At 69.2% G+C, this 26,488-nt stretch carries 26 protein-coding genes; 23 read left to right on the top strand and 3 right to left on the bottom strand.

Translation table 11 applies throughout. From position 1 onward, the window contains the following. Window positions 1–9: 9 nt before the first annotated feature. From rplB to MJO54_RS19020, 8 genes are all read left to right on the top strand, one after another. The gene (rplB, locus tag MJO54_RS19055) at window positions 10–846 is read left to right on the top strand and encodes a 50S ribosomal protein L2 (protein WP_024440413.1); all 837 of its coding nucleotides are present in this window, start codon (window positions 10–12) and stop codon (window positions 844–846) included. A 17-nt stretch (window positions 847–863) separates the two neighbouring features. Next, entirely contained in the window at window positions 864–1,145 is a 282-nt protein-coding gene (gene rpsS / locus MJO54_RS19050; RefSeq protein ID WP_006245110.1) for a 30S ribosomal protein S19, read from the top strand. Beyond that, entirely contained in the window at window positions 1,142–1,768 is a 627-nt protein-coding gene (rplV, locus tag MJO54_RS19045) for a 50S ribosomal protein L22 (protein WP_064888755.1), read from the top strand. The genes rpsS and rplV overlap by 4 nt, the downstream gene beginning before the upstream one ends. Next, window positions 1,768–2,616 (top strand): 30S ribosomal protein S3, encoded by an 849-nt coding sequence (rpsC, locus tag MJO54_RS19040; RefSeq protein ID WP_065153119.1) that lies wholly within the window; start codon window positions 1,768–1,770, stop codon window positions 2,614–2,616. The genes rplV and rpsC overlap by 1 nt, the downstream gene beginning before the upstream one ends. Window positions 2,617–2,619: 3 nt before the next feature. Further along, entirely contained in the window at window positions 2,620–3,036 is a 417-nt protein-coding gene (gene rplP / locus MJO54_RS19035) for a 50S ribosomal protein L16 (protein ID WP_024440409.1), read from the top strand. Beyond that, the gene (gene rpmC / locus MJO54_RS19030; protein ID WP_024440408.1) at window positions 3,036–3,278 is read left to right on the top strand and encodes a 50S ribosomal protein L29; all 243 of its coding nucleotides are present in this window, start codon (window positions 3,036–3,038) and stop codon (window positions 3,276–3,278) included. Before rplP ends, rpmC begins: the two co-directional genes overlap by 1 nt. Next, window positions 3,278–3,595 carry a 30S ribosomal protein S17 gene (gene rpsQ, locus MJO54_RS19025; RefSeq protein WP_024440407.1) on the top strand — a complete coding sequence of 106 codons (318 nt, stop codon included), beginning with the start codon at window positions 3,278–3,280 and terminating at the stop codon, window positions 3,593–3,595. The genes rpmC and rpsQ overlap by 1 nt, the downstream gene beginning before the upstream one ends. Before the next feature lie 464 nt (window positions 3,596–4,059). Beyond that, window positions 4,060–5,259, top strand: a complete 1,200-nt coding sequence (locus tag MJO54_RS19020; protein ID WP_165604537.1) for an IS30 family transposase — start codon at window positions 4,060–4,062, stop codon at window positions 5,257–5,259. Between the two features lie 87 nt (window positions 5,260–5,346). Here MJO54_RS19020 and eccE read toward each other — a convergent pair whose 3' ends face one another. Beyond that, window positions 5,347–6,549 carry a type VII secretion protein EccE gene (gene eccE, locus MJO54_RS19015; RefSeq protein WP_065153374.1) on the bottom strand — a complete coding sequence of 401 codons (1,203 nt, stop codon included), beginning with the start codon at window positions 6,547–6,549 and terminating at the stop codon, window positions 5,347–5,349. Window positions 6,550–6,686: 137 nt separating this feature from the next. After that, the gene (locus MJO54_RS19010) at window positions 6,687–7,691 is read right to left on the bottom strand and encodes a hypothetical protein (RefSeq protein WP_046285620.1); all 1,005 of its coding nucleotides are present in this window, start codon (window positions 7,689–7,691) and stop codon (window positions 6,687–6,689) included. Window positions 7,692–8,162: 471 nt separating this feature from the next. Here MJO54_RS19010 and MJO54_RS19005 point away from each other — a divergent pair, with 471 nt between their 5' ends. Genes MJO54_RS19005 through MJO54_RS18995 form a run of 3 tightly spaced genes read left to right on the top strand, consistent with a single transcriptional unit; the run spans window position 8,163 to window position 12,368 of the window. Further along, the gene (locus MJO54_RS19005; RefSeq protein ID WP_065153385.1) at window positions 8,163–9,107 is read left to right on the top strand and encodes a LysR family transcriptional regulator; all 945 of its coding nucleotides are present in this window, start codon (window positions 8,163–8,165) and stop codon (window positions 9,105–9,107) included. Window positions 9,108–9,145: 38 nt separating this feature from the next. Next, window positions 9,146–11,494, top strand: a complete 2,349-nt coding sequence (locus tag MJO54_RS19000) for an arylsulfatase (protein WP_065153375.1) — start codon at window positions 9,146–9,148, stop codon at window positions 11,492–11,494. 4 nt (window positions 11,495–11,498) lie between these two features. Continuing rightward, on the top strand, window positions 11,499–12,368 hold the full coding sequence (locus tag MJO54_RS18995) for a formylglycine-generating enzyme family protein (protein ID WP_046285623.1): 870 nt from the start codon (window positions 11,499–11,501) through the stop codon (window positions 12,366–12,368). Between the two features lie 33 nt (window positions 12,369–12,401). Here MJO54_RS18995 and pstS read toward each other — a convergent pair whose 3' ends face one another. Next, window positions 12,402–13,523 carry a phosphate ABC transporter substrate-binding protein PstS gene (gene pstS, locus MJO54_RS18990; RefSeq protein WP_046285618.1) on the bottom strand — a complete coding sequence of 374 codons (1,122 nt, stop codon included), beginning with the start codon at window positions 13,521–13,523 and terminating at the stop codon, window positions 12,402–12,404. 176 nt (window positions 13,524–13,699) lie between these two features. On the opposite strand from pstS, the gene MJO54_RS18985 reads away from it, so the two are divergent. From MJO54_RS18985 to MJO54_RS23670, 12 genes are all read left to right on the top strand, one after another. After that, the gene (locus tag MJO54_RS18985) at window positions 13,700–14,629 is read left to right on the top strand and encodes a DUF4436 domain-containing protein (protein ID WP_046285617.1); all 930 of its coding nucleotides are present in this window, start codon (window positions 13,700–13,702) and stop codon (window positions 14,627–14,629) included. Window positions 14,630–14,872: 243 nt separating this feature from the next. After that, a complete protein-coding gene (gene rplN / locus MJO54_RS18980; protein ID WP_024440402.1) occupies window positions 14,873–15,241 on the top strand; it encodes a 50S ribosomal protein L14 in 369 nt (122 codons plus the stop codon). Further along, window positions 15,242–15,559 (top strand): 50S ribosomal protein L24, encoded by a 318-nt coding sequence (gene rplX / locus MJO54_RS18975; RefSeq protein ID WP_046285616.1) that lies wholly within the window; start codon window positions 15,242–15,244, stop codon window positions 15,557–15,559. Window positions 15,560–15,561: 2 nt separating this feature from the next. After that, entirely contained in the window at window positions 15,562–16,125 is a 564-nt protein-coding gene (rplE, locus tag MJO54_RS18970; RefSeq protein ID WP_046285615.1) for a 50S ribosomal protein L5, read from the top strand. A 2-nt stretch (window positions 16,126–16,127) separates the two neighbouring features. Then, window positions 16,128–16,313, top strand: a complete 186-nt coding sequence (locus MJO54_RS18965; RefSeq protein ID WP_024440399.1) for a type Z 30S ribosomal protein S14 — start codon at window positions 16,128–16,130, stop codon at window positions 16,311–16,313. Window positions 16,314–16,332: 19 nt separating this feature from the next. Further along, a complete protein-coding gene (rpsH, locus tag MJO54_RS18960; RefSeq protein WP_013830245.1) occupies window positions 16,333–16,731 on the top strand; it encodes a 30S ribosomal protein S8 in 399 nt (132 codons plus the stop codon). Window positions 16,732–16,744: 13 nt separating this feature from the next. Next, window positions 16,745–17,284, top strand: coding sequence for a 50S ribosomal protein L6 (rplF, locus tag MJO54_RS18955; protein ID WP_046285614.1), 540 nt, complete (start codon window positions 16,745–16,747; stop codon window positions 17,282–17,284). A 2-nt stretch (window positions 17,285–17,286) separates the two neighbouring features. Beyond that, window positions 17,287–17,694: a 50S ribosomal protein L18 gene (gene rplR / locus MJO54_RS18950; protein WP_024440397.1), complete on the top strand. Its 408-nt coding sequence runs from the start codon at window positions 17,287–17,289 to the stop codon at window positions 17,692–17,694. Window positions 17,695–17,728: 34 nt separating this feature from the next. Then, window positions 17,729–18,424 (top strand): 30S ribosomal protein S5, encoded by a 696-nt coding sequence (gene rpsE, locus MJO54_RS18945; protein WP_105295603.1) that lies wholly within the window; start codon window positions 17,729–17,731, stop codon window positions 18,422–18,424. Between the two features lie 2 nt (window positions 18,425–18,426). Next, entirely contained in the window at window positions 18,427–18,609 is a 183-nt protein-coding gene (rpmD, locus tag MJO54_RS18940; RefSeq protein WP_019738973.1) for a 50S ribosomal protein L30, read from the top strand. Next, a complete protein-coding gene (gene rplO, locus MJO54_RS18935) occupies window positions 18,606–19,046 on the top strand; it encodes a 50S ribosomal protein L15 (protein WP_046285613.1) in 441 nt (146 codons plus the stop codon). Before rpmD ends, rplO begins: the two co-directional genes overlap by 4 nt. Before the next feature lie 255 nt (window positions 19,047–19,301). Next, window positions 19,302–26,438: a PGRS repeat-containing protein gene (locus MJO54_RS23670; RefSeq protein ID WP_275564470.1), complete on the top strand. Its 7,137-nt coding sequence runs from the start codon at window positions 19,302–19,304 to the stop codon at window positions 26,436–26,438. Window positions 26,439–26,488 lie beyond the last annotated feature (50 nt).

The following is a 26,488-nucleotide window of genomic DNA, read 5'->3' as shown; positions in this document are numbered from 1 at the left end:
CTAACTGACATGGGAATCCGCAAGTACAAGCCGACGACCCCCGGTCGTCGCGGTGCCAGCGTCTCCGATTTCGCTGAGCTCACCCGCTCTCACCCGGAGAAGTCGCTGGTTCGGCCGCTGCACGGCCACGGTGGGCGTAACGCCCACGGCCGGATCACCACCCGGCACAAGGGTGGCGGTCACAAGCGTGCCTACCGCGTGATCGACTTCCGTCGGCACGACAAGGACGGCGTCAACGCCAAGGTCGCCCACATCGAGTACGACCCCAACCGCACCGCGCGTATCGCGCTGCTGCACTACCTGGACGGTGAGAAGCGCTACATCATCGCCCCGCAGGGTCTGTCTCAGGGCGACGTGGTGGAGTCGGGCGCCAACGCCGACATCAAACCGGGCAACAACCTGCCGCTGCGCAACATCCCCGCCGGCACCCTGGTGCACGCGGTGGAGCTGCGCCCGGGAGGCGGGGCCAAGCTGGCCCGCTCGGCTGGGTCCAGCATCCAGCTGCTGGGTAAGGAAGGCGCCTACGCCTCGCTGCGTATGCCTTCGGGCGAGATCCGCCGAGTCGACGTGCGCTGCCGCGCCACCGTCGGCGAGGTGGGTAACGCCGAGCAGGCCAACATCAACTGGGGTAAGGCCGGCCGTATGCGGTGGAAGGGCAAGCGCCCGACCGTCCGTGGTGTGGTCATGAACCCGGTGGACCACCCGCACGGTGGTGGTGAGGGCAAGACCTCCGGCGGCCGGCACCCGGTCAGCCCGTGGGGTAAGCCGGAGGGTCGCACCCGCCGGCCGAACAAGCCCAGCGACAAGCTCATCGTCCGACGCCGGCGCACCGGCAAGAAGCGCTAGGAATCGGAGGGAAAGCGATGCCACGCAGCCTCAAGAAGGGTCCGTTCGTCGACGACCATCTGCTCAAGAAGGTCGACGTCCAGAACGAGAAGAACACCAAGCAGGTCATCAAGACCTGGTCGCGTCGGTCGACGATCATCCCGGACTTCATCGGGCACACGTTCGCCGTACACGATGGCCGCAAGCATGTTCCGGTATTCGTCACCGAGTCGATGGTCGGGCACAAGCTCGGCGAATTCGCTCCGACGCGCACCTTCAAGGGACACATCAAAGACGACCGGAAGGCTAAGCGCCGGTGAGTGCCACGACTGAATTTCCGTCCGCTGTCGCCAAGGCCCGCTTTGTGCGGGTTTCGGCCAGCAAAGCCCGCCGGGTGATCAACCTGGTCCGCGGCAAGTCGGTGTCCGACGCATTGGACATCCTGCGCTGGGCACCGCAGCAGGCCAGCCTGCCGGTGGCCAAGGTCATCGCCAGCGCGGCTGCCAACGCCCAGAACAACGACGGCCTGGACCCGGCCACCCTCGTGGTGGCCAGCGTCTACGCCGACGAGGGCCCGACCGCCAAGCGGATCAAGCCGCGCGCCCAGGGGCGTGCGTACCGGATCCGTCGGCGCACCAGCCACATCACTGTGGTGGTGGAGAGCCGGCCGTCCTCCGGTGGCGGCTCCGCGCAGTCCGCCAGCGCGGCCCGGGCGCGTCGTGCGCAGGGCAGCAAGGCGGCCTCCGACCAGGCGGGTGCGACGGCCCCGGCGAAGAAGGCTTCGGCGGCCAAGGCGACCGAGAAGGCGCCGGCCAAGAAGGCTTCCGCAGCCAAGGCTGCCGAGAAGACGACTGATAAAGCGGCGGCGAAGAAGGCGCCCGCCAAGAAGGCGGCAGCCAAGAAGGCGCCTGAGACGTCCGACGCGAAGGAGGGCTCGGAGTAATGGGCCAGAAGATCAACCCGCACGGCTTCCGGCTCGGGATCACCACCGACTGGAAGTCGCACTGGTACGCCGACAAGCAGTACGCGGAGTACGTCAAGGAAGACGTGGCGATCCGCCGGCTGCTGTCGAGCGGCCTGGAGCGCGCCGGCATCGCCGACGTGACCATCGAGCGCACCCGGGACCGGGTCCGGGTCGACATCCACACCGCCCGGCCGGGCATCGTGATCGGCCGCCGCGGTACCGAGGCCGACCGGATCCGTGGCGACCTGGAGAAGCTCACCGGTAAGCAGGTGCAGCTGAACATCCTTGAGGTGAAGCAGCCGGAGGCCGTCGCCCAGCTCGTCGCGCAGGGTGTCGCCGAGCAGCTGAGCAACCGTGTGGCGTTCCGCCGCGCGATGCGCAAGGCGATCCAGTCGGCGATGCGTCAGCCCAACGTCAAGGGCATCCGGGTGCAGTGCTCGGGCCGTCTCGGCGGCGCCGAGATGAGCCGCTCGGAGTTCTACCGCGAAGGTCGGGTGCCGCTGCACACGCTGCGCGCCGACATCGACTACGGGCTGTACGAGGCGAAGACCACCTTCGGCCGGATCGGTGTGAAGGTCTGGATCTACAAGGGCGACGTGGTCGGTGGCAAGCGCGAGCTGGCCGTCGCCGCACCGTCGGCCGACCGTCCGCGCCGGGAGCGCCCGTCGGGCACCCGCCCGCGCCGCAGCGGCGCTTCGGGTACCACCGCGACCAGCACCGACGCCGGGCGGGCCGCTGAGAGCACTGAGAACGCCGCTGCTGCGGAAACGGTCACCGAGGGCGCAGCGACCGCGGAGTCACAAGCAACGCAGAGCACGGAGAACTAGACCATGTTGATTCCCCGTAAGGTCAAGCACCGCAAGCAGCACCACCCCAAGCAGCGCGGTATCGCCAGCGGCGGCACCGCGGTGACGTTCGGTGAGTACGGCATCCAGGCACTGGAGCACGCCTACGTCACCAACCGGCAGATCGAGTCGGCTCGTATCGCCATCAACCGGCACATCAAGCGTGGCGGCAAGGTGTGGATCAACATCTTCCCGGACCGTCCGCTGACCAAGAAGCCCGCCGAAACCCGCATGGGTTCCGGTAAGGGTTCGCCGGAGTGGTGGGTCGCCAACGTCAAGCCGGGTCGGGTGCTGTTCGAGCTGAGCTACCCGAATGAGGCCATTGCCCGCGCCGCACTGACCCGGGCGATCCACAAGCTGCCGATCAAGGCGCGCATCGTGACCCGAGAGGAGCAGTTCTGATGGCAGTGGGAGTTACCGCTGGCGAACTGCGCGAGCTTAACGGCGACGAACTCGTCGAGCAGCTGCGCGAGTCCAAAGAGGAGCTGTTCAACCTGCGTTTCCAGATGGCGACCGGGCAGCTCACCAACAACCGTCGGCTCCGCACGGTGCGCCACCAGATCGCGCGCATCTACACCGTGTTGCGCGAACGGGAACTGGGCCTGGCGTCCGGTCCCGCTGGTTCTGAAGGCGAGGCATCGTAATGGCACAGGCTGCAAAGGCTAACGCCGCGGAGAAGGGTCCCAAGCACACCGCGCGTACGGAAACCCCGCGGGGCCGCCGCAAGACCCAGATCGGCTACGTGGTCAGCGACAAGATGGAGAAGACCATCGTCGTCGAGCTCGAGGACCGCGTGAAGCACCCGCTGTACGGCAAGATCATCCGGACCACCAAGAAGGTCAAGGCGCACGACGAGAACAACACGGCCGGCATCGGTGACCGCGTGTCGCTGATGGAGACCCGTCCGTTGTCGGCGTCGAAGCGCTGGCGCCTGGTCGAGATCCTGGAGAAGGCCAAGTAATTCGACGGCGTGATAACGACGCCGTAGTAACGACAGAGCCCCGCGACCTGGCGGGTTCACATGGTCGTCGCAACACTCTCGATTGAGAGGTTGCGGCGACCATGTCGTTTTTGGAGGACTGTGCGCGGTTCGGTGACCAGCTAGCGAAGTTGGTCGATGCTGGGGTTCCGGTTAAGGAGGCTGCGGTCGCGGTCGGCCTGTCCCGTGACCGGTGCTATGCGATTCTGCGGGCCATCGGCCGGCCGGCCGGGCAGGCCCGGGGTCCTGGCAAGCGTGGTGATCAGCGTGGGGTTGCCGATCGGGACATCATCGTGGCCGTATTCGACAAGACGGGCTCGATCAATCAGGCGGCAAAAGCCTGTCGGGTATCGCATTCGGTGGCGCGTCGAATATTGGTCGTCGAGGGTCTGGTCACCACCGAGAAGATCCCGCCGAAGGGCAAGGACGAGGCCAAACGTCGTTGCATGGAGCTGCTCGCGGCCGGCTGGTCAACCGCGCAGGCAGCTCGTGAGGTCGGTGTGAACGTACGGACCGCGCGGGACTGGCGCCAGGGGATTCGCCACGTCAACAACACGCGGATCTATCCCGATGGCCGGGTCGTGGACTACAACCACGGCACCGTCTACAAACAGCCTGTGACCAGTGTGACCTGCGATGACACCGGGCCGCCGGCGATTGACGGCCGGTATCTGTCGATCGAGGATCGGGTAGCGATCGCCGAGGGCCTGCTCGGGAGGGATTCGCTGCGGGCGATCGCCGACCGGATCGGCAAGAACGTCTCCACCGTCTCGCGGGAGGTCCGCAGACACAGCATTGATGGCCGATACCTGCCGTATCAGGCCGATCGTGTGGCAGTGGCGGCCCGGGCGCGGCCCAAGGGGTCCAAACTGGTGGTGAACACGGTCCTGCGGGAGGCGGTCGAGGAAGGCTTATCGCGCAAGCTCTCACCGGAGCAGATCTCGCGCCGCCTGCGCCGGGATCATCCCGACGACGAGAGCATGTGGGTGAGCCACGAAACGATCTACCAGGCCCTCTACTTCCAGGCCCGAGGTGGCTTGAAACGAGAAGTGCAGCAAGCACTTCGGACCGGACGAACGAGACGTAAACCGCACCGCAAAGACGGCGAACGCTATCAGCGGTTCACCGACCCGATGGTGATGATCAGCGACCGCCCCGCCGAAGTCGAAGACCGTGCGATCCCCGGGCATTGGGAAGGCGATCTGATCACCGGGGAGAAGAACCAGACCGCGATCGGCACCCTCGTCGAGCGAACGACGCGCTACACGATGCTGCTGCACCTACCGGGCGGGCATGACGCCGAGACCGTGCGCGATGCACTGATCGCAACTATGAGCACCCTGCCGGCACATCTGCGGGGGTCACTGACCTGGGACCAAGGCGCCGAGATGGCCGGGCACAAGCAGTTCAGCATGGCCACCGACATGGCCGTCTATTTCTGCGATCCGGCCAGCCCCTGGCAGCGTGGCAGCAACGAGAACACCAACGGACTGCTGCGGCAGTACTTCCCCAAAGGAACCGACCTGAGCATCTACGGACCCGAAGACCTCGAACACGTCGCCCAAGAGCTCAACAGCCGCCCACGCAAAACGCTCGGCTGGGATACCCCAGCCGAGCGCCTGCGTGATCTACTACTGGCCAACTAACCAGCAGTGTTGCGACGACCCCTAGAAACCGCCCCTGCGTCGCGGGGCTTCGTCGTGATTGGGGTTGTTTCCGGGGTCTTGTGCCGGTCATGCCGGAACTTTGATCCGCGCCAACGGCTGCGGCGCAGTTGGGCCTAGCGGAACCTGCAGTGAATCCTCGCCGTTGAGCACCCGGGCCGGAACCGCCAGCGTGCGTTGCGTCGGCGTCGGCAGGCTGGTGCTCAAGGCGGTCAACTGTCGGCCGTTGAGACGGTTCAATCCGGCCGAGGCGTTCCGGCGCAATCTACGCGCGGTGTGGTAGCGCACCAGGACCGCGACGTCAGTGTGGCGCTGTTGCGGCGTCAGGCGCACCGTGACCGCGGTCGTATCGGTCTCCGGCAGCCACAGCCGTTCGAGATTCTCCGTCGAGATGTCGCGCGGCGACATCCAGAATGTGGCCGCGAACTGCTTGGGGCCCTTGCTCTCTTTCTGCTTCAGTCGGCGGCGACGTCGGCGGAGCCGGGTGGGCTGCAGACCGGCCAAGAGAGCCGTGTCGACCTGGTCGAACTCGTCGGCGGACAGGATGCGCGCGTCCAGGTGACGTTCGCACAGGTCGCGCGCCAGTCGTTCGGTGGCTACGGCCAGGGTCGCGGCGACTGAGTCGCGAACCGCCACCGCCTCGGTGTTGTGCATCGGATCCATCCGCAGGATCAGCCAGTTGTCTTGTGGTCCGCTGGAGCCGGGCTCATTGACCGCCGGCGCGTCGGCGGTGGCGCGTTCGTCATCGGGAGAGTCGGCGGGAGAGTCACACGTTCGTACCGACACGATGTCGATCCCATCCAGGCGTACGTCGAACTGGCGCAGCCCGGCGGCGACGAGCTCAGCGGAGAGAGTCGGCACCGGCGCCGGGACGCGGCGATGCCGCCCGGTCGCTTCGGTCGGTGTGGCCGGTACGGCGATCACCGACACCAGCCGCCCGCGGTGTTCGCGTACTCCGACGACGTCGCGGCTGTAGCGACGGCGGTGGTCGAAGCCGGGCGTACAGCCTTCGGTGAGAAACGCTGCAGGGGTCGCAAAGCGATCGAGCAGCCGCGCCAGCACGATCGCCGTCAGCGGTACTCGACGGTGGGTGATCAACGCCGCCGTGGAAAGCACCGCGGCAAGGCCCACCGCCGGCCACCATGCGCGCTCGGGGGGCCCGAGCTGGGCCGGCCAATGGCCGCCGATCCACAAGATACCGATGTCGATCAGAAATACCGTGGTCACGCGCAGCCAAGACAGATTGAGCCCCAACGAATGCTGTGCCCTCATCGATGTGTCCAACTCATGGTTCCCCCCAGAACTTCCATGAAGTATGCGGTGACCGGGCTACCCGTTCCGCGCGCAGGCCAAACATCCCAGGACCGGGGCGCGAGGGTGGACCTGGGATGTTCGGCCTGTGGCGCGGGTCAGATTCCGAATAGGTCCGACGGATCGAACATGCCCGACAGGTCCGGGAGACCCCCGGCGATGTCGGCCGCACCGCCGGCGGCGTCGGCGGCGCTGCCGGCTGCGTCGGCCGCACTTCCCGCTGCTACGGAAGCGGCGTCGGCCGCACCGCCCGCGGCATCTGCGCCCATCGCCGACAAGCCGAAGGCGTCGCCCGGATCAAGCAGACCGGCAGCGTCGAAATCGGTCGGAATGTTGAAGTCGCCGAACGGCGTCGTCAGCGTGTCGGTGATGGAATTGGCGGCGCCGTCGGCCCCGGGGATATCGGTATAGACGTTCGCGAACCCGTTGCCGAAGTTCATCACGTCATACACCGTTCCCACGGCGGGCAGGTCGGAGGCGGTCGCACCGGCGGCCGGATCCACGTCGGTGATCGTGAACTCGGTGTTGTGGATACCGCCGAACAGGTTCGTGACGTTCTCGCTGGCGGTCACGTTGCCGAGATCGGTGGCACTGCCGCCCGTGCCACTGGACACGTCGAACGACTGCTCACCCTCGCCGACCTGGAATAGCGGCGGTGCGCTGAACAGCGGACTGAGTGGGGTGAATCCCGCCGATCCGTCGTCGAGGACGGGATTGAAGGTGGTATCGCCGATGGTGAATCCATCGCCGGTGCCGGGAGCGGCATCGGGAGTGGCACCCGGCACGGCATCCGAGGTGCCGGTGATCGGCGGGATCGCACCGGTATCACCGAGCGGCGACGGGCTGGGCGTACCGGCGGTGGGGCTCAGGGCGCCCAGATCCGCCAATGGGTGTGGGGCGGGTGCGGATGCCTCCGGGCCAAGGGCGCCGGCATCGCCCAGGGCTCCTGTTCCTCCGGTACCGGCGACATTGCTCGCCAGGTCCACCGGAATCGCGGTGCTGCCGACATTTCCGGCTGCGCCGACACCGCTGTCGGCGAAAGCGACTGTGGCGGGCAGGAATGTGGTCGAGAGTAGACCCGCGGTGACCCCACCGGCCGACATTATGGTCCGACGATTCATTTTCGGTGCGTTCCTTCCGTACTTGGGTAGCCCCGGTCCTGTGCGTTCCCCTTCGAACGTGCCGGGCGTGCTGAACACCGGCGTTCGCCCCCTTCGCGCGCACGACAAATCCAGTCCAGGCGTTGTAGTAGCGGCGATGATGTTGTGCGACAACGGATGTCCGGATGTCAGGGACTCTGCCTCAACCCCCCTTGGCATCCTCGTCAGACGCTAACGGGTGGACGGCGTCGTCACCACCCCTGTGCGTGGATATTTCAACAGTTAATCTCAATGTAGAGAATCGTCAGCGTCGATCGACGCACGTGAGGGCGACGATGTAAGTCATTGCGGCAGTGGGGTTGCGGCAACAATCAGCGTTCGTTGCGGGTTGGTCTCAGCCGCCTCAAAGTAATCGTGTTGGAGCAAACCAACATTCGATTTGACCAATCGGCGTCGGGCGTCACACTGATCGCTATGGAGCTGCGGCAGCTGAAACACTTTGTCGCTGTGGCCGAAGAGTTGCACTTCACTCGGGCGGCTGCGAAGGTGCACGTGGTGCAGTCCACCCTGTCCGCATCGATCAGCAGCCTGGAGCAGGAACTCGGAACCGCCCTGCTGGTCCGTAACAATCGCCGCGTCGACCTCACCACCGCCGGCCTGGCGCTGCTGCCGGATGCGCAGAATGCTCTGGCTGCGGCCGACCACGCTCGGGCCGCCGTTGACGCGGTCAGGGGAGTGTTGTGCGGGCGGCTGAGCATCGGCCTGATCCAGGGACTGGGAACCGTCGATCTGCCGCGGTTGCTGGCCCGCTATCACCGAAACTTTCCGCGCATCGAAATCACGCTGCGGCACGACTCCATCGACACCTTGGTGCAGGCGACCGCCGACGGCGACGTGGACCTCGCCTTCGTCTGCCGGCCCTATGACGGGAGCCGGGTCAAGGACCTGTCGTTGGGAATCGAGCCCCTGGTACTGGCGGTACGCCGCGACGATCCGCTCGCGGCCAGCGAAGTCGTCCCGCTGACTGACCTGCGTGAGCGCGAGTTCGTCGAACGCCGGGCGGACCTTCGGACGCGCCTGCACATCGATGGCATCTGCGCCGACCTCGGGTTTGTCCCAACCGTCTGCGCCGAATCCAACAGTCCGCTCGACCTGGTCAACCTGGTTGTTGCGGGCGTGGGCGTGGCATTTCTGCCGCCGGCGCTGGTGGCGAAGTCAGACCAGCTGGTCGGGGTGGCAACCGATCCGGCGATCCCACGCGAGCTGGCGCTGATCACCCCACTGGAACGGGCACCCTCGCCGGCGGCCGCAGCCTTCCTCGGCGAGCTGGTGTCGGCCGGCGTCGGCGACAACCGGCCATCGGCTCCGCGCGAGCGGCCCCCGGCTCCAATCGCTGCCGCCTCGGCACCGGGCCGGTAGTGTCTCATCCGATCCGGGGGCCGACGACGGAGTGAGCAATGGTGGAATTCACGGGCAAGGTCAGTCTCGATATCCGGGATTCCGAACCGGACTGGGGGCCGTTCGCGGCGCCGACCGCCCCCGAAGGGGCGCCCAACGTGCTGTACCTGGTCTGGGACGACACCGGTATCGCCACCTGGGACTGTTTCGGCGGACTGGTGGAGATGCCCACCATGAGCCGGATCGCCGAGCGCGGTGTCCGGCTGTCCCAGTTCCACACCACCGCCCTGTGCTCCCCGACCAGGGCTTCGCTGCTGACCGGGCGTAACGCAACCAGCGTCGGGATGGCCACCATCGAAGAGTTCACCGATGGCTTCCCTAACTGCAGCGGACGCATCCCCTTCGAAACCGCCCTGCTCAGTGAGGTTCTCGCCGAACAGGGCTGGAACACCTTCTGCGTCGGCAAGTGGCACCTGACCCCGCTGGAAGAGTCCAACATGGCCGGCGCCCGACGGCACTGGCCCACCCAGCGGGGATTCGAACGGTTCTACGGATTCATGGGAGGCGAGACCAACCAGTGGTACCCGGATCTGGTTTATGACAACCACCCGGTCGCACCGCCCGCCACGCCGGAGGACGGCTATCACCTGTCCAAGGACATCGCCGACAAGACAATCGAATTCATTCGGGATGCGCAGACCATCGCGCCCGGCAAGCCCTGGTTCGGCTACGTCTGCCCGGGTGCCGGCCACGCCCCGCACCATGTGTTCGCCGAATGGGCCGACCGCTACGCCGGACGCTTCGACATGGGCTACGAGAAGTACCGGGAAGTCGTGTTGGCGAACCAGAAGGAGCTGGGACTGGTACCGCAGGACACCGAACTGTCCGAGGTCAACCCCTACGCCGGCGTCGCCAGTGCCGACGGCCAGCCCTGGCCGCTGCTGGACATGGTCCGCCCGTGGGACAGCCTCGATGACTCCGAGAAGCGGCTGTTCGCACGGATGGCTGAGGTGTTCGCGGGTTTCCAGACGTACACCGACGCCCAGATCGGGCGGATTCTGGACTACCTGGAGGAGTCCGGGCAACTCGACAACACCATCGTCGTGGTGATCTCGGACAACGGAGCCAGCGGCGAGGGCGGCCCGAACGGCTCGCCCAACGAGAACAAATTCTTCAACGGCTACATCGACTCGGTCGAAGAGGCGATGAAACTCTTCGATCAGTTGGGTAGTCCGGAAACCTACAACCACTACCCGGTCGGGTGGGCGATGGCGTTCAACACGCCCTACAAGCTCTACAAGCGCTATGCCTCCCACGAGGGCGGCATAGCCGACCCCGCGATCGTCAGCTGGCCCAAGGGAATCGCCGCGCGCGGCGAGGTACGCGACACCTATGTCAACGTCTGCGACGTGACCCCGACGGTCTATGACCTGCTCGGCATAACGCCGCCGGAGACCGTGCGCGGCATTGCGCAGCGGCCGCTGGAAGGCGTGAGTTTCAAAGCGGCGCTGGTTGATCCGACCGCAGACACCGGCAAGCACACCCAGTTCTACACGATGTTGGGCACCCGCGGGATCTGGCACCGTGGCTGGTTCGCCAACACGGTGCATGCGGCGACCCCGTCGGGCTGGAGTCACTTCGACGACGACCGGTGGGAGCTCTACCATCTTGCCGAGGACCGCAGTCAGTGCCACGACCTGGCCGCCGAGTATCCGGAGAAACTCGAAGAACTGCAGGCGATGTGGTTCGCCGAGGCAGAGAAGTACAACGGCCTGCCGTTGGCGGACTTGAACATCTTCGAGATGACCACCCGCCAGCGGCCGTATCTGTCCGGTGACCGTACCGGCTACACCTACTACCCGAACACCGCCGAGGTGCCGTTGGGCGCGTGCGTGGAGCTTCGCGGCCGGTCGTTCTCGGTGTTGGCCCGCGTCACGGTGGATTCCGCTGCTGCGGAGGGGCTGCTGTTCAAGCAGGGTGCCCGACACGGCGGTCATGCACTGTTCGTTCAGGGCGGCAGACTGCACTACGTCTACAACTTTCTCGGCGAGCGCGAACAGTGGCTGTCATCGCCCGGTCCGGTTCCGTTGGGACAGCACATTTTCGGAATCCGGTTCGAGCGCACCGGAACAGTCGAGGGCAGTCACACGCCGGTCGGCGAGACCTCGCTGTACATCGACGACAAGGTGGTAGCCACCCTGCCCGACATGGTCGCCCAGCCGGGTGCCTTCGCGTTGGCCGGAGGTGGAGTCAGCGTCGGGCGCAATACCGGCCAGGCGGTGTCGTCGGCGTACCGTGCGCCGTTCGCCTTCACCGGCGGGACCATCGCGGACGTCGCCGTGGATGTCAGCGGTGACCCGTACCTGGATGTGAAAAAGACTATCGCTGCCGCATTTTCGCGGGACTGACGTGATGTTGACGGACCTCGTTGAGATCCCACCCGGGGTGTTCCGGATGGGTTCGACGAGTTTCTATCCCGAAGAGGCACCCATTCACAGCGTGGCGGTCCAGCCGTTCGCGCTGGAGCGTCATCCGGTGACCAATGCGCAGTACGGCGCATTCGTCGACGCAACCGGCTACCTCACGCTCGCCGAACAGGAGCTCGATCCCGCCCTGTACGGCGACGCCGACCCGGGCGCCCTGGTGTTTCGCCCCACGGACGGGCCGGTCGACCTGCGCGATTGGCGCCAGTGGTGGCAATGGGTACCCGGCGCCAGCTGGCGGCACCCGTTCGGACCGGACAGCACCGTCGAGGACAAGCCGGATCACCCGGTGGTCCAGGTGGCCTATCCCGACGCGGCGGCCTTTGCCCGGTGGGCGGGGCGGCGGCTGCCGACCGAGGCCGAATGGGAGTACGCCGCCCGAGCCGGCAGCGTGAGCACCTATGCGTGGGGGGAGGAGGAGAAGCCGGGCGGTGCCTTGATGGCCAACACCTGGCAGGGCGACTTTCCCTACCGCAACGACGGCGCGCTGGGCTGGGCCGGGACCTCACCGGTGGGCACATTTCCCCCGAACGCCTGGGGGCTCCTCGACATGATCGGCAACGTCTGGGAGTGGACGACCACCGAGTTCTCGGCCCACCATCGGCTCGACACCCCGCCGAAGGCCTGCTGCGCGCCGGCCGGCCCCGCCCACCCCGACATCAGCCAGACCCTCAAGGGCGGCTCGCATCTGTGCGCGCCGGAGTACTGCCACCGCTATCGCCCCGCAGCCCGGTCCCCGCAGTCACAGGACACGGCTACGAGCCATATCGGGTTTCGTTGCGCGGCCGAACTGCGTTAACCGGCTCGGCGTGCTCGGGGCCGACGCGAGGTCTCAGGAGATGGCGTCGATCGCCGTCCAGACCCGCGATTGAAAGTCAGGTGGTAGCGGGATATAGCCCTGCTTGTTGAGGTTGGCCTGGCCCAGGCCGGCGGCCGCCTGCAGGAACCCCTTGACCGCCTGTCCCACGACCGGGTCTGGATATCTCGAGCAGACGATCTCGTAGCCGGCCAACACGATCGGATACACGTCGCCCTGGGTCGGGTTATAAAACGACGAGATATCGACCACGAGATCGTTGCCGGTTCCGGTGATCTTCGCGCCGGCGATGGTCTTGCCGACCGAGTCGGCGCCGATGCGCACCGGGCGTTTGGACTTGCGGCTCGCCGGGGTCTTGATCTCGGCGGCGAACAGCCCCTGGTCCATGGCGAAGGCCAACTCGTTGTAGCTGATTGAACCCTCGGTGGTGCGTACCAGCGCCGCGGTGCCCTCATTGCCCTTGGCGCCCACGCCGACGCCACCGTTGAACGTCTTGTCCGCCTCTTTGTCCCAAACGCCGCCGGATGCGGCCCGCAGGTAGGCCTGGAAGTTCTCGGTGCTGCCGGACAAGTCGCTGCGATATACGACGCGGATGTCCTGAGCAGGCATGGGCCCGTTGAGCGCGACAACGTCCGGGTCGTCCCAGCGGGTGATGCTGCCGGTGAAGATCTTGGCGATCGTGGGCGCGTCCAGCACCAGCGATTCGACCTCGTGAAGGTTGTAGGTGATAGCCATCGGCCCGAACACAATCGGTAGGTGCCAGGCGTCCGCTCCGCCGCAGCGCTGCTTGGCCAGCCTCCGCTGCTCAGCGTTGAGCGGCGAGTCGGACGCCGCGAAATCGGTGTCCCCAGCCAGGAAATCGGCGATGCCAGCGCCTGAACCGTTGGCGGTGTAGTCGAGCGTGCGATCGACGCAGGCGGTGCGGTAGACGCCGACGAACTCGGCCATCGCATGAGCCTGCGCGGTCGAACCGCTGGCTTTCAGATCGGTCTTGCCGCCACAGGTCACGAGTTCACTGGCATAGGCCAGCGTCATATGGGGAACGGTGCATGCCGACAGGGCCACTGCGGACGCAGCCAACAGGATGCCGGCGGCCACGGCCGGCGTTCGGGTTGCGACAGCCCGAAATCGATTCATGGCCGTGTGTATAACAACCGAAACCCGCACATTGCCGAACGGAAGGTAAACGGTGTGCGGGCGGAGGGTGACGTCTGCGCGAGTTGGATCGGATTCCGATATGCTTGCCGGCCAGCATGTTTCGGGCATCTCCTGCGCGGTACGGGTGCCGCCGCTGTTCGCTACCCTGACTGCCGATGACCACTGAGCCCCAACTGGAACCGGCCGGCGCTGCGGCGGCGAAGCGGCGCCAACGGCCGCGCTTTCTGACCGGCGCGGTGATCCTGGCCGCGATCGTTGTGGCCTACGCGTCTTCGTTGTTCGGCGTTCACACCCTTCAGCGATCGGACAGTCCGCTGCCGCCGCTCGACCTGAGTGCGGCGAACCCGGAGGACACCATCGTGCAGGTGCGCCTTCAGGAGCTGAACCCAGTCGCGAATCGACTCGCCGTGGACGTGCTCGTCCACCCCGGAGAAGCGTTGTACGACAAGCGATTCGATGTACTGAACACCGAGCTCGCGGTGCGGTTGTATCCCCCGAACGACCTGGGGGACCTGCATTTCCCGGCCGGAGATGCGCCGGCTCGAGTCAGCACGACGATCGAGGCATACGGCGCCCCGGGAAACTGGCCCTTCGACACCTACACCACCGAAGAGCTGTCGGCCGATGTTTTCGTGGGGACCGGTGAAGGCCGCAAACGGCTCCCCGCTCGAGTTGAGGTCACCGGGTCGCTGGACGGCTGGGACGCCAGCGTCGCCCGGGTGCACGACGCCAGCCGGACCCGAAATCAGCGAGGCGATGCCGACGCCGCGGTGGTGTTGAAGATCCAGCGGGCCAGGGGGCCACTGATCTTCGACCTCGGAATCTGCCTGGTCCTGATCAGCCTGCCCACCCTGGCGCTGATTGTGGCCGTGCCGATGGCGATGGGCAGACGGAAGTTTCTGCCCCCATTCGCCACCTGGTACGCCGCGAATCTGTTCGCCATCATCCCGCTGCGCAACATCCTTCCCGGTGCTCCGCCGCCGGGCTCCTGGATTGACCAGGCAATTGTCCAGTGGGTGCTGATCGCGCTGGCGGCGGCGATGGGACTGTTCATCTACGCCTGGGTGCGGCAAGGCGACGACTGAGTCCGGCCGGAATCGAAGTGCGTGGGACGCTGTCGCCGCCCGTTGCGGACCCTCTCGACCAGCAATTTGGTGTTGGGCGGTACGTCACCTAGACTTCAGGGGTTGCCGTGAGCAGACCTCGGCCAGCGAAAGTTGGCCCTGCGTGCTCATCGGCTCCGTAAGAAGAGCAAGACCACGCACGTCCGGGGAGATTCCGGCTGGTACCGCCATGCCGCGCGTCGACTCGATTATTTAGGAGATCTGGTGATTCAGCAGGAATCGCGGTTGAAGGTCGCCGACAACACCGGCGCCAAGGAGATCTTGTGCATCCGGGTGCTCGGCGGCTCGTCGCGGCGATACGCAGGCATCGGTGATGTCATCGTCGCAACCGTCAAAGACGCCATCCCGGGCGGCAACGTCAAGCGGGGTGATGTCGTCAAGGCCGTCGTGGTGCGCACCGTCAAGGAGCGTCGCCGCGCCGACGGCAGCTACATCAAGTTCGACGAGAACGCGGCCGTGATCATCAAGGCCGACAACGACCCGCGCGGAACCCGCATCTTCGGGCCGGTCGGTCGCGAGCTGCGCGAGAAGAAGTTCATGAAGATCGTCTCGCTGGCACCGGAGGTGTTGTAGATGAAGGTCCACAAGGGCGACACCGTCCTGATCATCGCCGGTAAGGACAAGGGCGCCAAGGGCAAGGTCCTGCAGGCTTACCCCGCCCGCAACCGCGTGTTGGTCCAGGGCGTCAACCGGATCAAGAAGCACGTCGCGAACTCGGCCAACCAGGCCGGCGCCTCCTCGGGCGGCATCGTCACCCAAGAGGCCCCGATCCACGTCTCCAACGTGATGGTCGTCGACTCCGACGGACAGCCCACCCGGATCGGTTACCGGGTGGACGCCGAGTCCGGCAAGAAGGTTCGCGTCTCCAAGCGCAACGGCAAGGACATCTAGAGATGACGACTGCAGAGAAGATCCAGCCTCGGCTGAAGGTGCGCTACCGCGAGGAGATCCGGGACGCGCTCAACAAAGAGTTCAACTACGCCAACGTGATGCAGATCCCGGGCGTGGTGAAGGTCGTGGTGAACATGGGTGTTGGCGAAGCCGCCCGGGACGCCAAGCTGATCAACAACGCGGTCACCGACCTGGCCGCGATCACCGGCCAGAAGCCGGAGATCCGTAAGGCCCGCCTGTCCATCGCACAGTTCAAGCTGCGCGAGGGCATGCCGATCGGTGCCCGGGTCACCCTGCGCGGTGACCGGATGTGGGAGTTCCTGGACCGGCTTACCTCGATTGCTCTGCCGCGTATCCGCGACTTCCGCGGGCTGTCGGCCAAGCAGTTCGACGGTTCCGGCAACTACACCTTCGGGCTGGCCGAGCAGTCGATGTTCCACGAGATCGACGTGGACTCCATCGACCGTCCGCGGGGGATGAACATCACCGTCGTCACTTCGGCGACCAACGACGACGAAGGACGAGCGCTACTGCGGGCTCTCGGCTTTCCGTTCAAGGAGAACTGACCATGGCTAAGAAGGCGTTGGTTATCAAGGCGGCCCGCAAGCCCAAGTTTGCGGTGCGCGCCTACACCCGCTGCAACAAGTGCGGCCGCCCGCGCGCGGTGCTCCGGAAGTTCGGCCTGTGCCGAATCTGCCTGCGCGAAATGGCGCACGCCGGCGAGCTGCCCGGTGTGCAGAAGAGCAGCTGGTGAGGGTGGAGGAGCAGCCTAAATGACTATGACGGATCCGATCGCGGACTTCCTGACCCGTCTGCGTAACGCCAACTCGGCGTACCACGACGAGGTGACCCTGCCGCACTCGAAGATCAAGGCCAACATCGCCGAGATCCTCAAGCGTGAGGGTTACATCACCGACTACCACGTCGAAGACGCCCGGGTGGGCAAGGCGCTGGTGGTCAACCTCAAGTACGGCCCGAACCGGGAGCGCAGCCTCGCCGGTCTGCGCCGGGTGTCCAAGCCGGGCCTGCGGGTCTACGCAAAGTCGACCAACCTGCCACGGGTGCTCGGCGGCCTGGGCGTGGCGATCATCTCCACGTCCTCGGGTCTGCTCACCGACCGTCAGGCGGCCAGGCAGGGCGTGGGCGGCGAAGTCCTCGCGTACGTGTGGTGAGGGAGTAGCAGACATGTCGCGTATTGGTAAGCAGCCGGTCCCGGTTCCCACCGGGGTCGACGTGACCATCGATGGTCAGAACGTTTCGGTCAAGGGGCCCAAGGGCACCCTGGAGCTCACCGTGGCGGAGCCCATCAACGTTGCTCGCAACGATGACGGCGCCCTCGTGGTGACCCGGCCGGACGACGACCGGCGCAACCGGTCGTTGCACGGCCTGAGCCGCACCCTGTTGGCCAACCTGGTCACCGGTGTGTCGGAGGGCTACGTCCGCAAGATGGAGATCTTCGGCGTCGGCTACCGCGTCGCGCTCAAGGGCAGCGACCTGGAGTTCGCGTTGGGCTACAGCCACCCGGTGCTGATCAAGGCTCCGGAGGGCATCACCTTCGCGGTGGAGACGCCCACCAAGTTCTCGGTCTCGGGCATCGACAAGCAGAAGGTCGGCCAGATCTCGGCGAACATCCGCCGTCTGCGTCGTCCCGACCCCTACAAGGGCAAGGGCGTGCGCTACGAGGGTGAGCAGGTTCGCCGCAAGGTCGGAAAGACAGGTAAGTAGTCATGGCGCAATCACAAACAGGCACCCCGGACCGCAAACCCGTCGGGCAGAACATCTCCGAGGTTCGGCGTGCGCACCGGATTCGTCGGCACGCGCGGCTGCGCAAGAAGGTGTCCGGCACCGCCGAGCGTCCGCGCTTGGTCGTGCACCGCTCCTCGCGGCACATCCACGTGCAGCTGGTCGACGACCTCGCTGGTCACACGGTGGCCGCGGCCTCCTCGATCGAGGCCGACGTGCGGGGTGTGGACGGCGACAAGAAGGCCCACAGTGTGCGGGTCGGCCAGCTGATCGCTGAGCGTGCCAAGGCCGCCGGCGTCGAGAACGTGGTGTTCGACCGCGGTGGCTACACCTACGGTGGGCGCATTGCGGCGCTGGCCGACGCGGCGCGCGAGGGCGGATTGAACTTCTGATGACCGACGTGAAGATGACTGGAAGGACCGCATGATGGCGGAGCAGCCGACAGGGGCCTCCTCGGCAGGTCCCGACACGGGCAGTGCCCCCCGCAGCGACGGGCGCGACAACCGTGACAACCGCGGTGGACGTGGTGGCCGCGATGGCGGCCGTGGCGGCCGCGACAACCGGGACGGCGACAAGAGCAACTACCTGGAGCGCGTCGTCGCGATCAACCGGGTGTCCAAGGTGGTCAAGGGTGGCCGCCGGTTCAGCTTCACCGCTCTGGTGATCGTCGGCGACGGCCACGGCCTGGTCGGCGTCGGCTACGGCAAGGCCAAGGAAGTGCCTGCCGCGATCGCCAAGGGCGTGGAGGAGGCTCGCAAGGGCTTCTTCCGGGTGCCGCTGATCGGTGGAACCATCACCCACCCGGTGCAGGGTGAAGCCGCCGCGGGTGTGGTGTTCCTGCGCCCGGCCAGCCCGGGTACCGGTGTGATCGCCGGCGGCGCGGTGCGTGCCGTGCTGGAATGCGCGGGCGTGCACGACATCCTGTCCAAGTCGCTGGGCAGCGACAACGCGATCAACGTGGTGCACGCCACCGTTGCCGCGCTGAAGATGCTGCAGCGTCCCGAAGAGGTGGCGGCCCGTCGTGGCCTGCCCATCGAAGATGTTGCGCCGGCCGCGATGCTCAAGGCTCGTCGCGAGAGCGAAGCTCTGGCTGCCGCCGCGGCGCGGGAAGGCACGGCGTAATCATGGCTAACCTGAAGATCACCCAGGTCCGCGGCACCATCGGTGCACGCTGGAAGCAGCGCGAGAGCCTGCGCACCCTGGGCCTGCGCAAGATCCGCCAGTCGGTGGTGCGTGAGGACAACCCGCAGACCCGTGGGCTGATCCGGGTTGTTCACCACCTCGTGCAAGTGGAGGAAGCAGAATGACCATCAAGCTGCACGACCTGCGCCCTGCGCCCGGGTCGAACACCAAGAAGACCCGCGTCGGCCGCGGTGAGGGTTCCAAGGGTAAGACCGCGGGTCGCGGCACCAAGGGCACCAAGGCACGGAAGAACGTGCCGGTCCGGTTCGAGGGTGGGCAGATGCCCATTCACATGCGGCTGCCCAAGCTGAAGGGCTTCCGTAACCGGTTCCGTACCGAGTACGAGGTCGTCAACGTCGGTGACATCAACCGGTTGTTCCCGGAGGGGGGCACCATCGGTCTCGACGAACTGGTCGCCAAGGGCGCCGTCCGGAAGAACACCCTGGTCAAGGTGCTCGGCGACGGCAAGTTGACGGTCAAGGTCGACGTCACCGCCCACAAGTTCAGCGGCAGTGCCCGAGACAAGATCACCGCAGCCGGGGGCTCCGCCACCGAGCTGTAGGGACGGTCTCTTCAGTTCCACAATCGTTCACAGAATCGCACCCCGTGATTATCACGGGGTGCGATTCTGTGTTTGCTGGACGTTTGGTGAACCGTCAAAAAATTAATGATTGATATGCCGTTCACAGCCTTATATAACCATCGTAGGACGTGGTGATGTACGTCACTCGCCCCCGTTGCGTTCCGAGGAAGGCATGGGCATATGAGTCGTCGATTGGGTTCAGATTCCGAGCGGCGAACTGCCTCTCGCCGTGTTGTGGGCGCCGGCAGCACGATCGTCGCCTTCCTGGCGTTCGGGATGACGCCGTTAGCTGCGCCGCCGCCCGCCGCCGCAGACGTCGGATTCGACGACATCCTGGACTGGCTCGGCTGGGATGGCGACCTCCACGGTGGGATCTCGAGCGGGGACGGCTTCAGCTGGCCGGCTGACGCGAGCGCCTGGGCTGAGCAATTCCAGACGGACCTGTGGCTGCCGCTGCACGCCCAGCTCGAGGACTGGATCGCCAGCCCCTTCGGCTCCCAGGTCAACGACGTGATCAACGAGCTGCTCAAACCCTTCACCCTGCCGGGCTTCTGCGGCATCATCTGCGACGGCGCTGACGGGACCGCGGAGAATCCCGACGGCCAAGGCGGGGGCCTGTTCTTCGGTGACGGCGGCGCGGGTTGGACCAGCACCGAGGCCGGAGTCGCGGGCGGTAATGGCGGTGTCGCCGGCGGCCTGGGCAACGGCGGTGACGGTGGTGCGGGCGGACTTGGCGCCGACGGCGGCATGGGCGGCGCCGGTGGGGAATGGATGGGCAACGGCGGCCGCGGTGGCGATGGTGGTGCCGCCGCCGTCGTTGACGGCGTCCTGCTGGCAGCCGGCGATGGTGGCGCGGGCGGTGGCGCCGGCCATGTCCAGGACTTCTTCGGGATCGGCGCGGCCGGCAATGGCGGCGACGGCGGCAACGGCGGAGCGGGCTTCAACGGTGCCGCGGGCGCCAATTCCAGTGGCGCCGGGGTCAACGGGGGCAATGGTGGCGCGGGCACCGCCGGGGGCAAGGGCGGTGCCGGTGGCGCCGGTTCGCTCTGGCTCGGGGATGGCGGCCGCGGCGGCAATGGCGGAACGGGCGGCAACGGCGGCGCGGGCGGTGCCGGGTTCGGCGGGCCGGCGGGGTCGTTCGCCAACGGCGGCGACGGCAACGGCGGCAACGGATCCAGCGGTGGCAACGGCGGCGACGCGGCCCGCGGCGGCCAAGCCGGCGCCGGGGGCACGGGCGCATACCTGTTCGGCAGTTCGGGCGATGCGGGCACGGCGGGCCCGGACGGCCACGCTGGTCTCGGCGGGAACGGCGGCAAAGGCGGCGACGGCATCGCTGGTGTCGCCGGAACCCCCACTGACCCCGACGGGACGGCCGGCGGCAACGGTGGTCGCGGCGGAAACGGTGGGCTCGGAGGCCTGGAGCTCGACGGCATCACCCACGCGGCGGACGGCAACGGCGGCGCGGGGGGCATCGGTGGAAACGGCGGCGCGGGATATGACGCCGCATCCGATTCCGGTGCTGCGCCCGGCCTCTCCGGCGGGCGCGGTGGTGCCGGCGGTGACGGTGGGGCTGGCGGTACCGGCGCGAGCGGAGGCGCGGGCGGTAATGCCGGGGACGGCGGCCGCGGCGGGGACGCGACGGGTGGGCTGGCGGGAACGGCCGGCGCCAACCCTGGTGACGCCGGAACCGCCGGGAAGGCCGGTGGCAACGGTGGGGCGGGAGGTGCCGGCGGGCACGGCGGCAATGGCGGCGCGGCGACCTTGTCGACCGGTACCGCCGGCGTCAACGGGAACGGCGGCGACGGTGGGGCGGGTGGTGATGCAGCGGCCGGCGGTGTGGGGGGCGACGGCGCCGCCGGCAGCGCGACCAACCGTGACGGCGGCAATGGCGGCGCGGCCGGTGACGCGGGCATCGCGGGCGGCGGCGGGACCGGCGGCGCGGCGGGGACCGGCGGGGCAGCCGGCACCGGCGTTGCGGGTTCGAACGGAGCCGACGGGTCAAACCCGGCGCCGGACGCCACCCACGGTGGCAAGGGCGGGGAGGGCTTCACGTCGACGACGCCCGGTGTGGCGGGTGGCGCGGGCGGTGCCGGCGGCAGCGGTGGAACCCGCGGTACCGGCGGGGCGGGCGGCGCCGGTGGCGACGGGGGTGAGGATGCGGCCGGTGGCCGGGGCGGCGCGGGCGGGGCCGGCGGGACGATAACCGGCGACGGCGGCGCCGGCGGCAACGGCGGTGCCGGGCAAGGCAGCGGCAATGGTGGTGACGGTGGAGCGGGCGGCCACGCCGGCGCGACCGGCAACGGTGGGCAGGGCGGCACCGGCGGTGACGGCACCGGAATCGCAGGAAGCACCGGCGGCTATGGCGGCGACGGCGGCGACGGCGGCACACAACGGGGTGACGGCGGCGCAGCCGGAAACGGCGGAGCAGACGGAGGCAGCGGCGGCAACGGCGGCGACGCCGTGGGCAGCGGCAACGGTGGCAACGGTGGCGACGGGACCGCGGGGGCTACCGGCGCGGACGGCGCCACCGCGATGCTGCCCGGTGGCGCCGGGGGAGACGGCGTCGCTGGCCAGACCGGCGGCACCGGCGGCATCGGGGGTGATGGCTCCGGTGCGGGCAACCACGGCGGCAAGGGCGGGGTCGGTGGCGCTGGTGGCAACGGCGGCAAGGGCGGCGACGGCGCCGACGGTGCCGCCGGCACTTTCGCTAACGGTGGTACCGGCTCTGGCGGCAACGGGGGCGCCGCGGGCAGTGGCGCGGCCGGCGGTGCCGGTGGCGCGGGCGGAGCCGGCGGGCAGGGCCTCAACGGTGCGACTGCCGGTCTGGCCGGTGGGGGCGGCGCCGGCGGCAATGGCGGTGACGCGGGCGTGGCCGCCGACGGCGGAGATGGCGCTGACGGCACCGCAGCACACCATGACGGTGGCAACGGCGGCAGTGGCGGTGCCACCGGCGGGGCCGGCGCGGCGGGTACGGGGGGATCTGGCTCCACACCCGGCGACGACGGCCACGCCGGCGCCGGGCCGTCGGGCCCGCAGGGCAACGGTGGCAACGCGGGCAACGGCTACGACGCAGCCAGCGATCCGGCCGCCCCGGCCGGCACGAGCGGCGGCAACGGTGGCACCGGCGGCACCGCCACTGCATTGGGAACCGGCGGCCTGGGTGGCAACGGCGGCGACGGCGCCACGGGCGCACGGGGTGTCGATGGTGCGCTCGCGGGCGCTGACGGCACGACCGGCGGCGCCGGCGGTAACGGCGGCAACGCCGGCTCCGGAGGCGCCGGAGGTGCCGGCAATGGCGCGGACGGCGTGGCCGGTCATGGTGGTGCCGGTGGTCGCGGTGGTGATGGTGCCGATGGTGCGGCAGGGGTGGCGTCGACACAGGCCGGGGTGGTTGGTGGTGCGGGTCAAGCCGGTGGCGCCGGCGGTGACGGCGGTGCCGGGGGCGCAGGTGGTTTGACCGCTGGTGGGGCGGCCAGTGGCTTCGACGGCGGGCAGGGTGCCGGCGGTGACGGGGGCGACGGCGGGGTGGGTGGCCGCGGGTTCGACGGGGTGACCGGTGGTGTCGGTACGGCCGGCGATGACGGGGTCAATGGCACCGCAACCCAGGCGAGCACGGCAGGTATCGCCGGTGGTGACGGTGTCGCCGGCGGGTCGGGCAGTGCCGGCGGTGTCGGTGGAGCCGGTGGTGCCGCCGGGCATGGGTCCACCGATGGGTTGCAGGGCCTCGGTGGTGTGGGTGGTGCCGGCGGCAACGGCGGGACCGGTGGGACCGGGGGTTCCGGAGGCAAGGGTGGCGATGGGTATGACGCGGCCTCAGATCTGGGTGCGGCGGCCGGGACCCGGGGTGGTGATGGCGCGGTCGGTGGTGCCGGCGGCGCCGGGGGCGCCGGGGGCGCGGCGGGCGCCGGTGGTGCCGGCGGTGTAGGTCGCGGTGGTCAGGCCGCCGCGGGGGCTGACGGCAGCGTCGGCAACCAGGCCGGCGGCGGGGTTGGTGGTAGCGGCGGATCCGGTGGCGATGGGTCGGTGGGTGCCCGGGGCGCTGATGGTGTCACTGCGGGCGCTGCCGGCTCTACCGGTGGGACCGGTGGTGGCGGCGGTAATGCCGCAGTCGGCGGTCTAGGCGGCCTCGGGGCCGGCGGCGTGCGCGCCGCCAGCGGTGCCGATGGGGTGGCTGGCCATGGTGGTGCCGGTGGCCGCGGTGGTGACGGCGCCGACGGTGCTACGGGTACGGCGTCGACGCAGTTCTTTGTGCCCGGTGGCGTGGGTCAAGACGGTGGTGCTGGTGGTGATGGGGGTGCTGGAGGCCTGGGTGGTTTGACCGCCGGTGGGACGGCCAGTGGCTTCGACGGCGCCCAGGGTGCCGGTGGTGATGGTGGCGACGGCGGCGTGGGTGGCCGCGGCTTCCATGGCACCGCCGGCGTCGTGGGGGCCTACGGCGGTGACGGGGCCAACGGCACCGCAACCCAGGCGAGCACGGCCGGTGTCGAGGGTGGTGTCGGTGGTACCGGTGGGACCGGCACGCAGGGCGGTGCGGGCGGCAATGGCGGTGCCGCTGGTCACGGTTCCACCGATGGGCTGCAGGGCCTCGGCGGTATCGGGGGCACCGGCGGCGATGGCGGCACCGGTGGTGTCGGCGGCAACGGCGGCAACGGTGGTGACGGCTACAACGCCGCGGCTGACCCGACCGCGGCGCCGGGGACCAACGGTGGTGACGGTGCGGCCGGTGGTGCCGGAGGCAACGGCGGTGCCGGAGGAGCCGGGGGCGCCGGCGGCGCCGGCGGCATCGGCCGAACAGGGCAGGCCGCCTCGGGCGGGCAGGGCGCGGCCGGGGGCCAGGGCGGCGCCGGCAGCGGCGGCGACGGAGGCAAGGGTGGTGACGGTGCGGCCGGCGGAATTGGGCAGACGGGCGCGAACGGTGGCACCGGCACCGTGGGGACAAGTGGAACCCCGAACGGCAGCACCGGGGAGACCGGACACACCGGTGGGCAAGGCCTGACCGGCGGTAAGGGCGGCAGCGGCGGTCAGGGCGGCGCGGCGGGCAGCGGGTCCACCACCGGCTCGGTGGGCCTCGGCGGCAAGGGTGGCAACGGCGGCACCGGAGGCACCGGTGGCACCGGCGGCAACGGCGGCACGGGCGGTGACGGCTATGACCAGACCGGCACCACCGGCCTGTCCGGCGGCAACGGTGGTGCCGGCGGTGTGGGCGGCACCGGCGGCGCGGGTGGCAGCGGCGGCCAGGCCGGCCTCGGCGGCCTGGACGGGGCCGGTGCCAACCAGGCGGCCTCGGGAATCGTTGGTGGCACCGGTTTGCAGGGGGCCGGCGGTAACGGCGGCCAGGGCGGCGCCGGCGGTGACGGCGCGACCGGCACCACCGGCGGCAACGGCAACGCCGGCGGCACCGGCATCGCCGGTACCGCCGGCACCCCGAACGGCGGCACCGGGGGCACCGGCGGCAACGGAGTCGACGGCGGAACCGGCGGCAACGGCGGAACCGGCGGTCAGGGTGGCGCCGCCGGAGTCGGGAGCACCAGTGGCAGCGTCGGCGCCGGCGGTAAGGGCGGCGACGCCGGCGATGGCGGTGCGGGTGGCGATGGCGGTGTCGGCGGCACCGGCGGCGCCGGTTACACCTCGCCGACCGCCAACGGCACCGACGGCGGAAACGGTGGAACCGGTGGCAGCGGCGGCAATGCCGGACACGGTGGTGCCGCCGGCACTGCCGGCAGTGGCGGTCTGAACGGAGCCGGCGTCAGCCCAGCCGCCTCCGGCGCCGGCGGCACGACCGGCAGCGACGGCCACGCCGGTGCCGGCGGCGACGGCGGTGTCGGCGGCAACGGCGCGCAGGGCACCGCCTCCGGCTCGGTGAACACCACGGCCGGGACCGGCGGCAAGGGCGGCACCGGCGGGAACGGCGGTCAGGGCGGCCTGGAGACCGACAACGCCACCCGCGCCCAGCAGGGCGACGGCGGCGACGGCGGCAACGGCGGCAAGGGCGGCGCCGGAAAGGACGGCGCCGACGGCACCAACATCGTCGTCACCGCCACCCCGCCGCAGACGGGCGGTACTGCCGGCGCGGGCGGTGTCGGTGGCACCGGCGGAGACGGATTCAACGCCGGCAACGGCGGCCAGGGCGGTGTGGGCGGCACCGGCGGTACCGGCGGTGACGGCGCCGATGCCTTGGCCAGTCTTCTCGGGCCGCAGGTGGGTGGCACCGGCGGTGTCGGCGGTGTCGGCGGTGTCGGTGGTGTGGCCGGAACGGCTAACGGCGGAGCCGCCGGTAGCAACGGTGACGGCGGCAACGGCGGAGTCGGTGGCGACGGCGGCAAGGGCGGAAGCGTTCTGCTCGGCGTGATCGGCGCGGGCGCCCAGGGCGGGACCGGTGGCAACGGCGGGGTGGCCGGAGTGGGCGGCGGCAGCGGGGCCGGCCAAGGAGCCGCCGGGGTCAGCGGCGCCGGCGGTGACGGCGGGCACGGAGGCGACTCGGCCATCACCATCGTCGGAGCCAGCGGGGGACTCGGCGGCACGGGCGGCACCGGCGGGGCAGCCGCCAACCAGGCCGACAGTGTTGCCGGCCAAGGCGGCGCGGGCGGGCACGGCGGTGACGGCCTGGCCGGAACCATCGGCGGCGGCAAGGGCGGTACCGGCGGAAACGGTGGTGTGGCGAGCAACGCTGCTGGCAGCATCGGCGGCCAGGGCGGAACGGGTGGCACTGGCGGCACCAACCTCGCCGGTCTGGCAGTCGGCAGCGCCGGTGGCACTGGCGGTACCGGTGGCGCCGCCGGGAGCGGCGTCAACAGCGTCGGCGGCCAGGGCGGTACCGGTGGAACCGGTGGCAGCAACGTCGCCGGTGCCTTGTCCGGCGGCGCGGGCGGCTCCGGTGGGACCGGCGGGGCCGGCGGCAGCGGGATCGGCAGTATCGGCGGTGCCGGCGGCACCGGCGGCACCGGCGGTGACAACCTCCTCGGTGTCGCCCCGGGCAGCACCGGCGGCTCCGGTGGCACCGGTGGTGCCTCCGGGACCGCAGCCGGAAGCACCGGCGGCGCCGGCGGGACCGGCGGAGCCGGCGGCGGCAATGCCTTGAGCGTCTTGGGCGGTGACGGGGGCTCCGGCGGTAAGGGGGGTGCCGGCAGCGCGCCGGGCACCATAGGTGGCGACGGCGGCGACGGCGGCGCGGCCGGTGGCGACTTCATCGGTGTCCTCACCGGCTCCGGCGGCACCGGAGGTACCGGAGGAAACGGCAATGGGGCACCGGGCGGCACCGGCGGCGACGGTGGCTCGGCAGGCGGGACGGCAGGCCAGCCCGGCAGCGCGCCGAGTGGAAGCACGGGCGGGGCCGGCGGCGCCGGCGCGCCTGGGCACATCGTCGGCGGATAGCCGACCGGACTTTGGTCGCCCGGGTATGTCCGGCGGCGCCGGTACGCTCA

The organism is Mycolicibacter virginiensis (assembly GCF_022374935.2).
GTDB classification, from domain to species: domain Bacteria; phylum Actinomycetota; class Actinomycetes; order Mycobacteriales; family Mycobacteriaceae; genus Mycobacterium; species Mycobacterium virginiense.
Note: the sequence above shows the minus strand (reverse complement) of the source record. Positions and strands in the feature narration are given on the sequence as shown.

Bases quoted from the DNA above. Each gene is read 5' to 3' on its own strand.
- rplB (WP_024440413.1), top strand. From the start codon at position 10: ATGGGAATCCGCAAGTACAAGCCGACGACCCCCGGTCGTCGCGGTGCC.
- rpsS (WP_006245110.1), top strand. From the start codon at position 864: ATGCCACGCAGCCTCAAGAAGGGTCCGTTCGTCGACGACCATCTGCTC.
- rpsC (WP_065153119.1), top strand. From the start codon at position 1,768: ATGGGCCAGAAGATCAACCCGCACGGCTTCCGGCTCGGGATCACCACC.
- rplP (WP_024440409.1), top strand. From the start codon at position 2,620: ATGTTGATTCCCCGTAAGGTCAAGCACCGCAAGCAGCACCACCCCAAG.
- rpmC (WP_024440408.1), top strand. From the start codon at position 3,036: ATGGCAGTGGGAGTTACCGCTGGCGAACTGCGCGAGCTTAACGGCGAC.
- rpsQ (WP_024440407.1), top strand. From the start codon at position 3,278: ATGGCACAGGCTGCAAAGGCTAACGCCGCGGAGAAGGGTCCCAAGCAC.
- MJO54_RS19020 (WP_165604537.1), top strand. From the start codon at position 4,060: ATGGAGCTGCTCGCGGCCGGCTGGTCAACCGCGCAGGCAGCTCGTGAG.
- eccE (WP_065153374.1), bottom strand. From the start codon at position 6,549: ATGAGGGCACAGCATTCGTTGGGGCTCAATCTGTCTTGGCTGCGCGTG.
- MJO54_RS19010 (WP_046285620.1), bottom strand. From the start codon at position 7,691: ATGTCGGCCGGTGGGGTCACCGCGGGTCTACTCTCGACCACATTCCTG.
- MJO54_RS19005 (WP_065153385.1), top strand. From the start codon at position 8,163: ATGGAGCTGCGGCAGCTGAAACACTTTGTCGCTGTGGCCGAAGAGTTG.
- MJO54_RS19000 (WP_065153375.1), top strand. From the start codon at position 9,146: ATGGTGGAATTCACGGGCAAGGTCAGTCTCGATATCCGGGATTCCGAA.
- MJO54_RS18995 (WP_046285623.1), top strand. From the start codon at position 11,499: ATGTTGACGGACCTCGTTGAGATCCCACCCGGGGTGTTCCGGATGGGT.
- pstS (WP_046285618.1), bottom strand. From the start codon at position 13,523: ATGAATCGATTTCGGGCTGTCGCAACCCGAACGCCGGCCGTGGCCGCC.
- MJO54_RS18985 (WP_046285617.1), top strand. From the start codon at position 13,700: ATGACCACTGAGCCCCAACTGGAACCGGCCGGCGCTGCGGCGGCGAAG.
- rplX (WP_046285616.1), top strand. From the start codon at position 15,242: ATGAAGGTCCACAAGGGCGACACCGTCCTGATCATCGCCGGTAAGGAC.
- rplE (WP_046285615.1), top strand. From the start codon at position 15,562: ATGACGACTGCAGAGAAGATCCAGCCTCGGCTGAAGGTGCGCTACCGC.
- MJO54_RS18965 (WP_024440399.1), top strand. From the start codon at position 16,128: ATGGCTAAGAAGGCGTTGGTTATCAAGGCGGCCCGCAAGCCCAAGTTT.
- rpsH (WP_013830245.1), top strand. From the start codon at position 16,333: ATGACTATGACGGATCCGATCGCGGACTTCCTGACCCGTCTGCGTAAC.
- rplF (WP_046285614.1), top strand. From the start codon at position 16,745: ATGTCGCGTATTGGTAAGCAGCCGGTCCCGGTTCCCACCGGGGTCGAC.
- rplR (WP_024440397.1), top strand. From the start codon at position 17,287: ATGGCGCAATCACAAACAGGCACCCCGGACCGCAAACCCGTCGGGCAG.
- rpsE (WP_105295603.1), top strand. From the start codon at position 17,729: ATGGCGGAGCAGCCGACAGGGGCCTCCTCGGCAGGTCCCGACACGGGC.
- rpmD (WP_019738973.1), top strand. From the start codon at position 18,427: ATGGCTAACCTGAAGATCACCCAGGTCCGCGGCACCATCGGTGCACGC.
- rplO (WP_046285613.1), top strand. From the start codon at position 18,606: ATGACCATCAAGCTGCACGACCTGCGCCCTGCGCCCGGGTCGAACACC.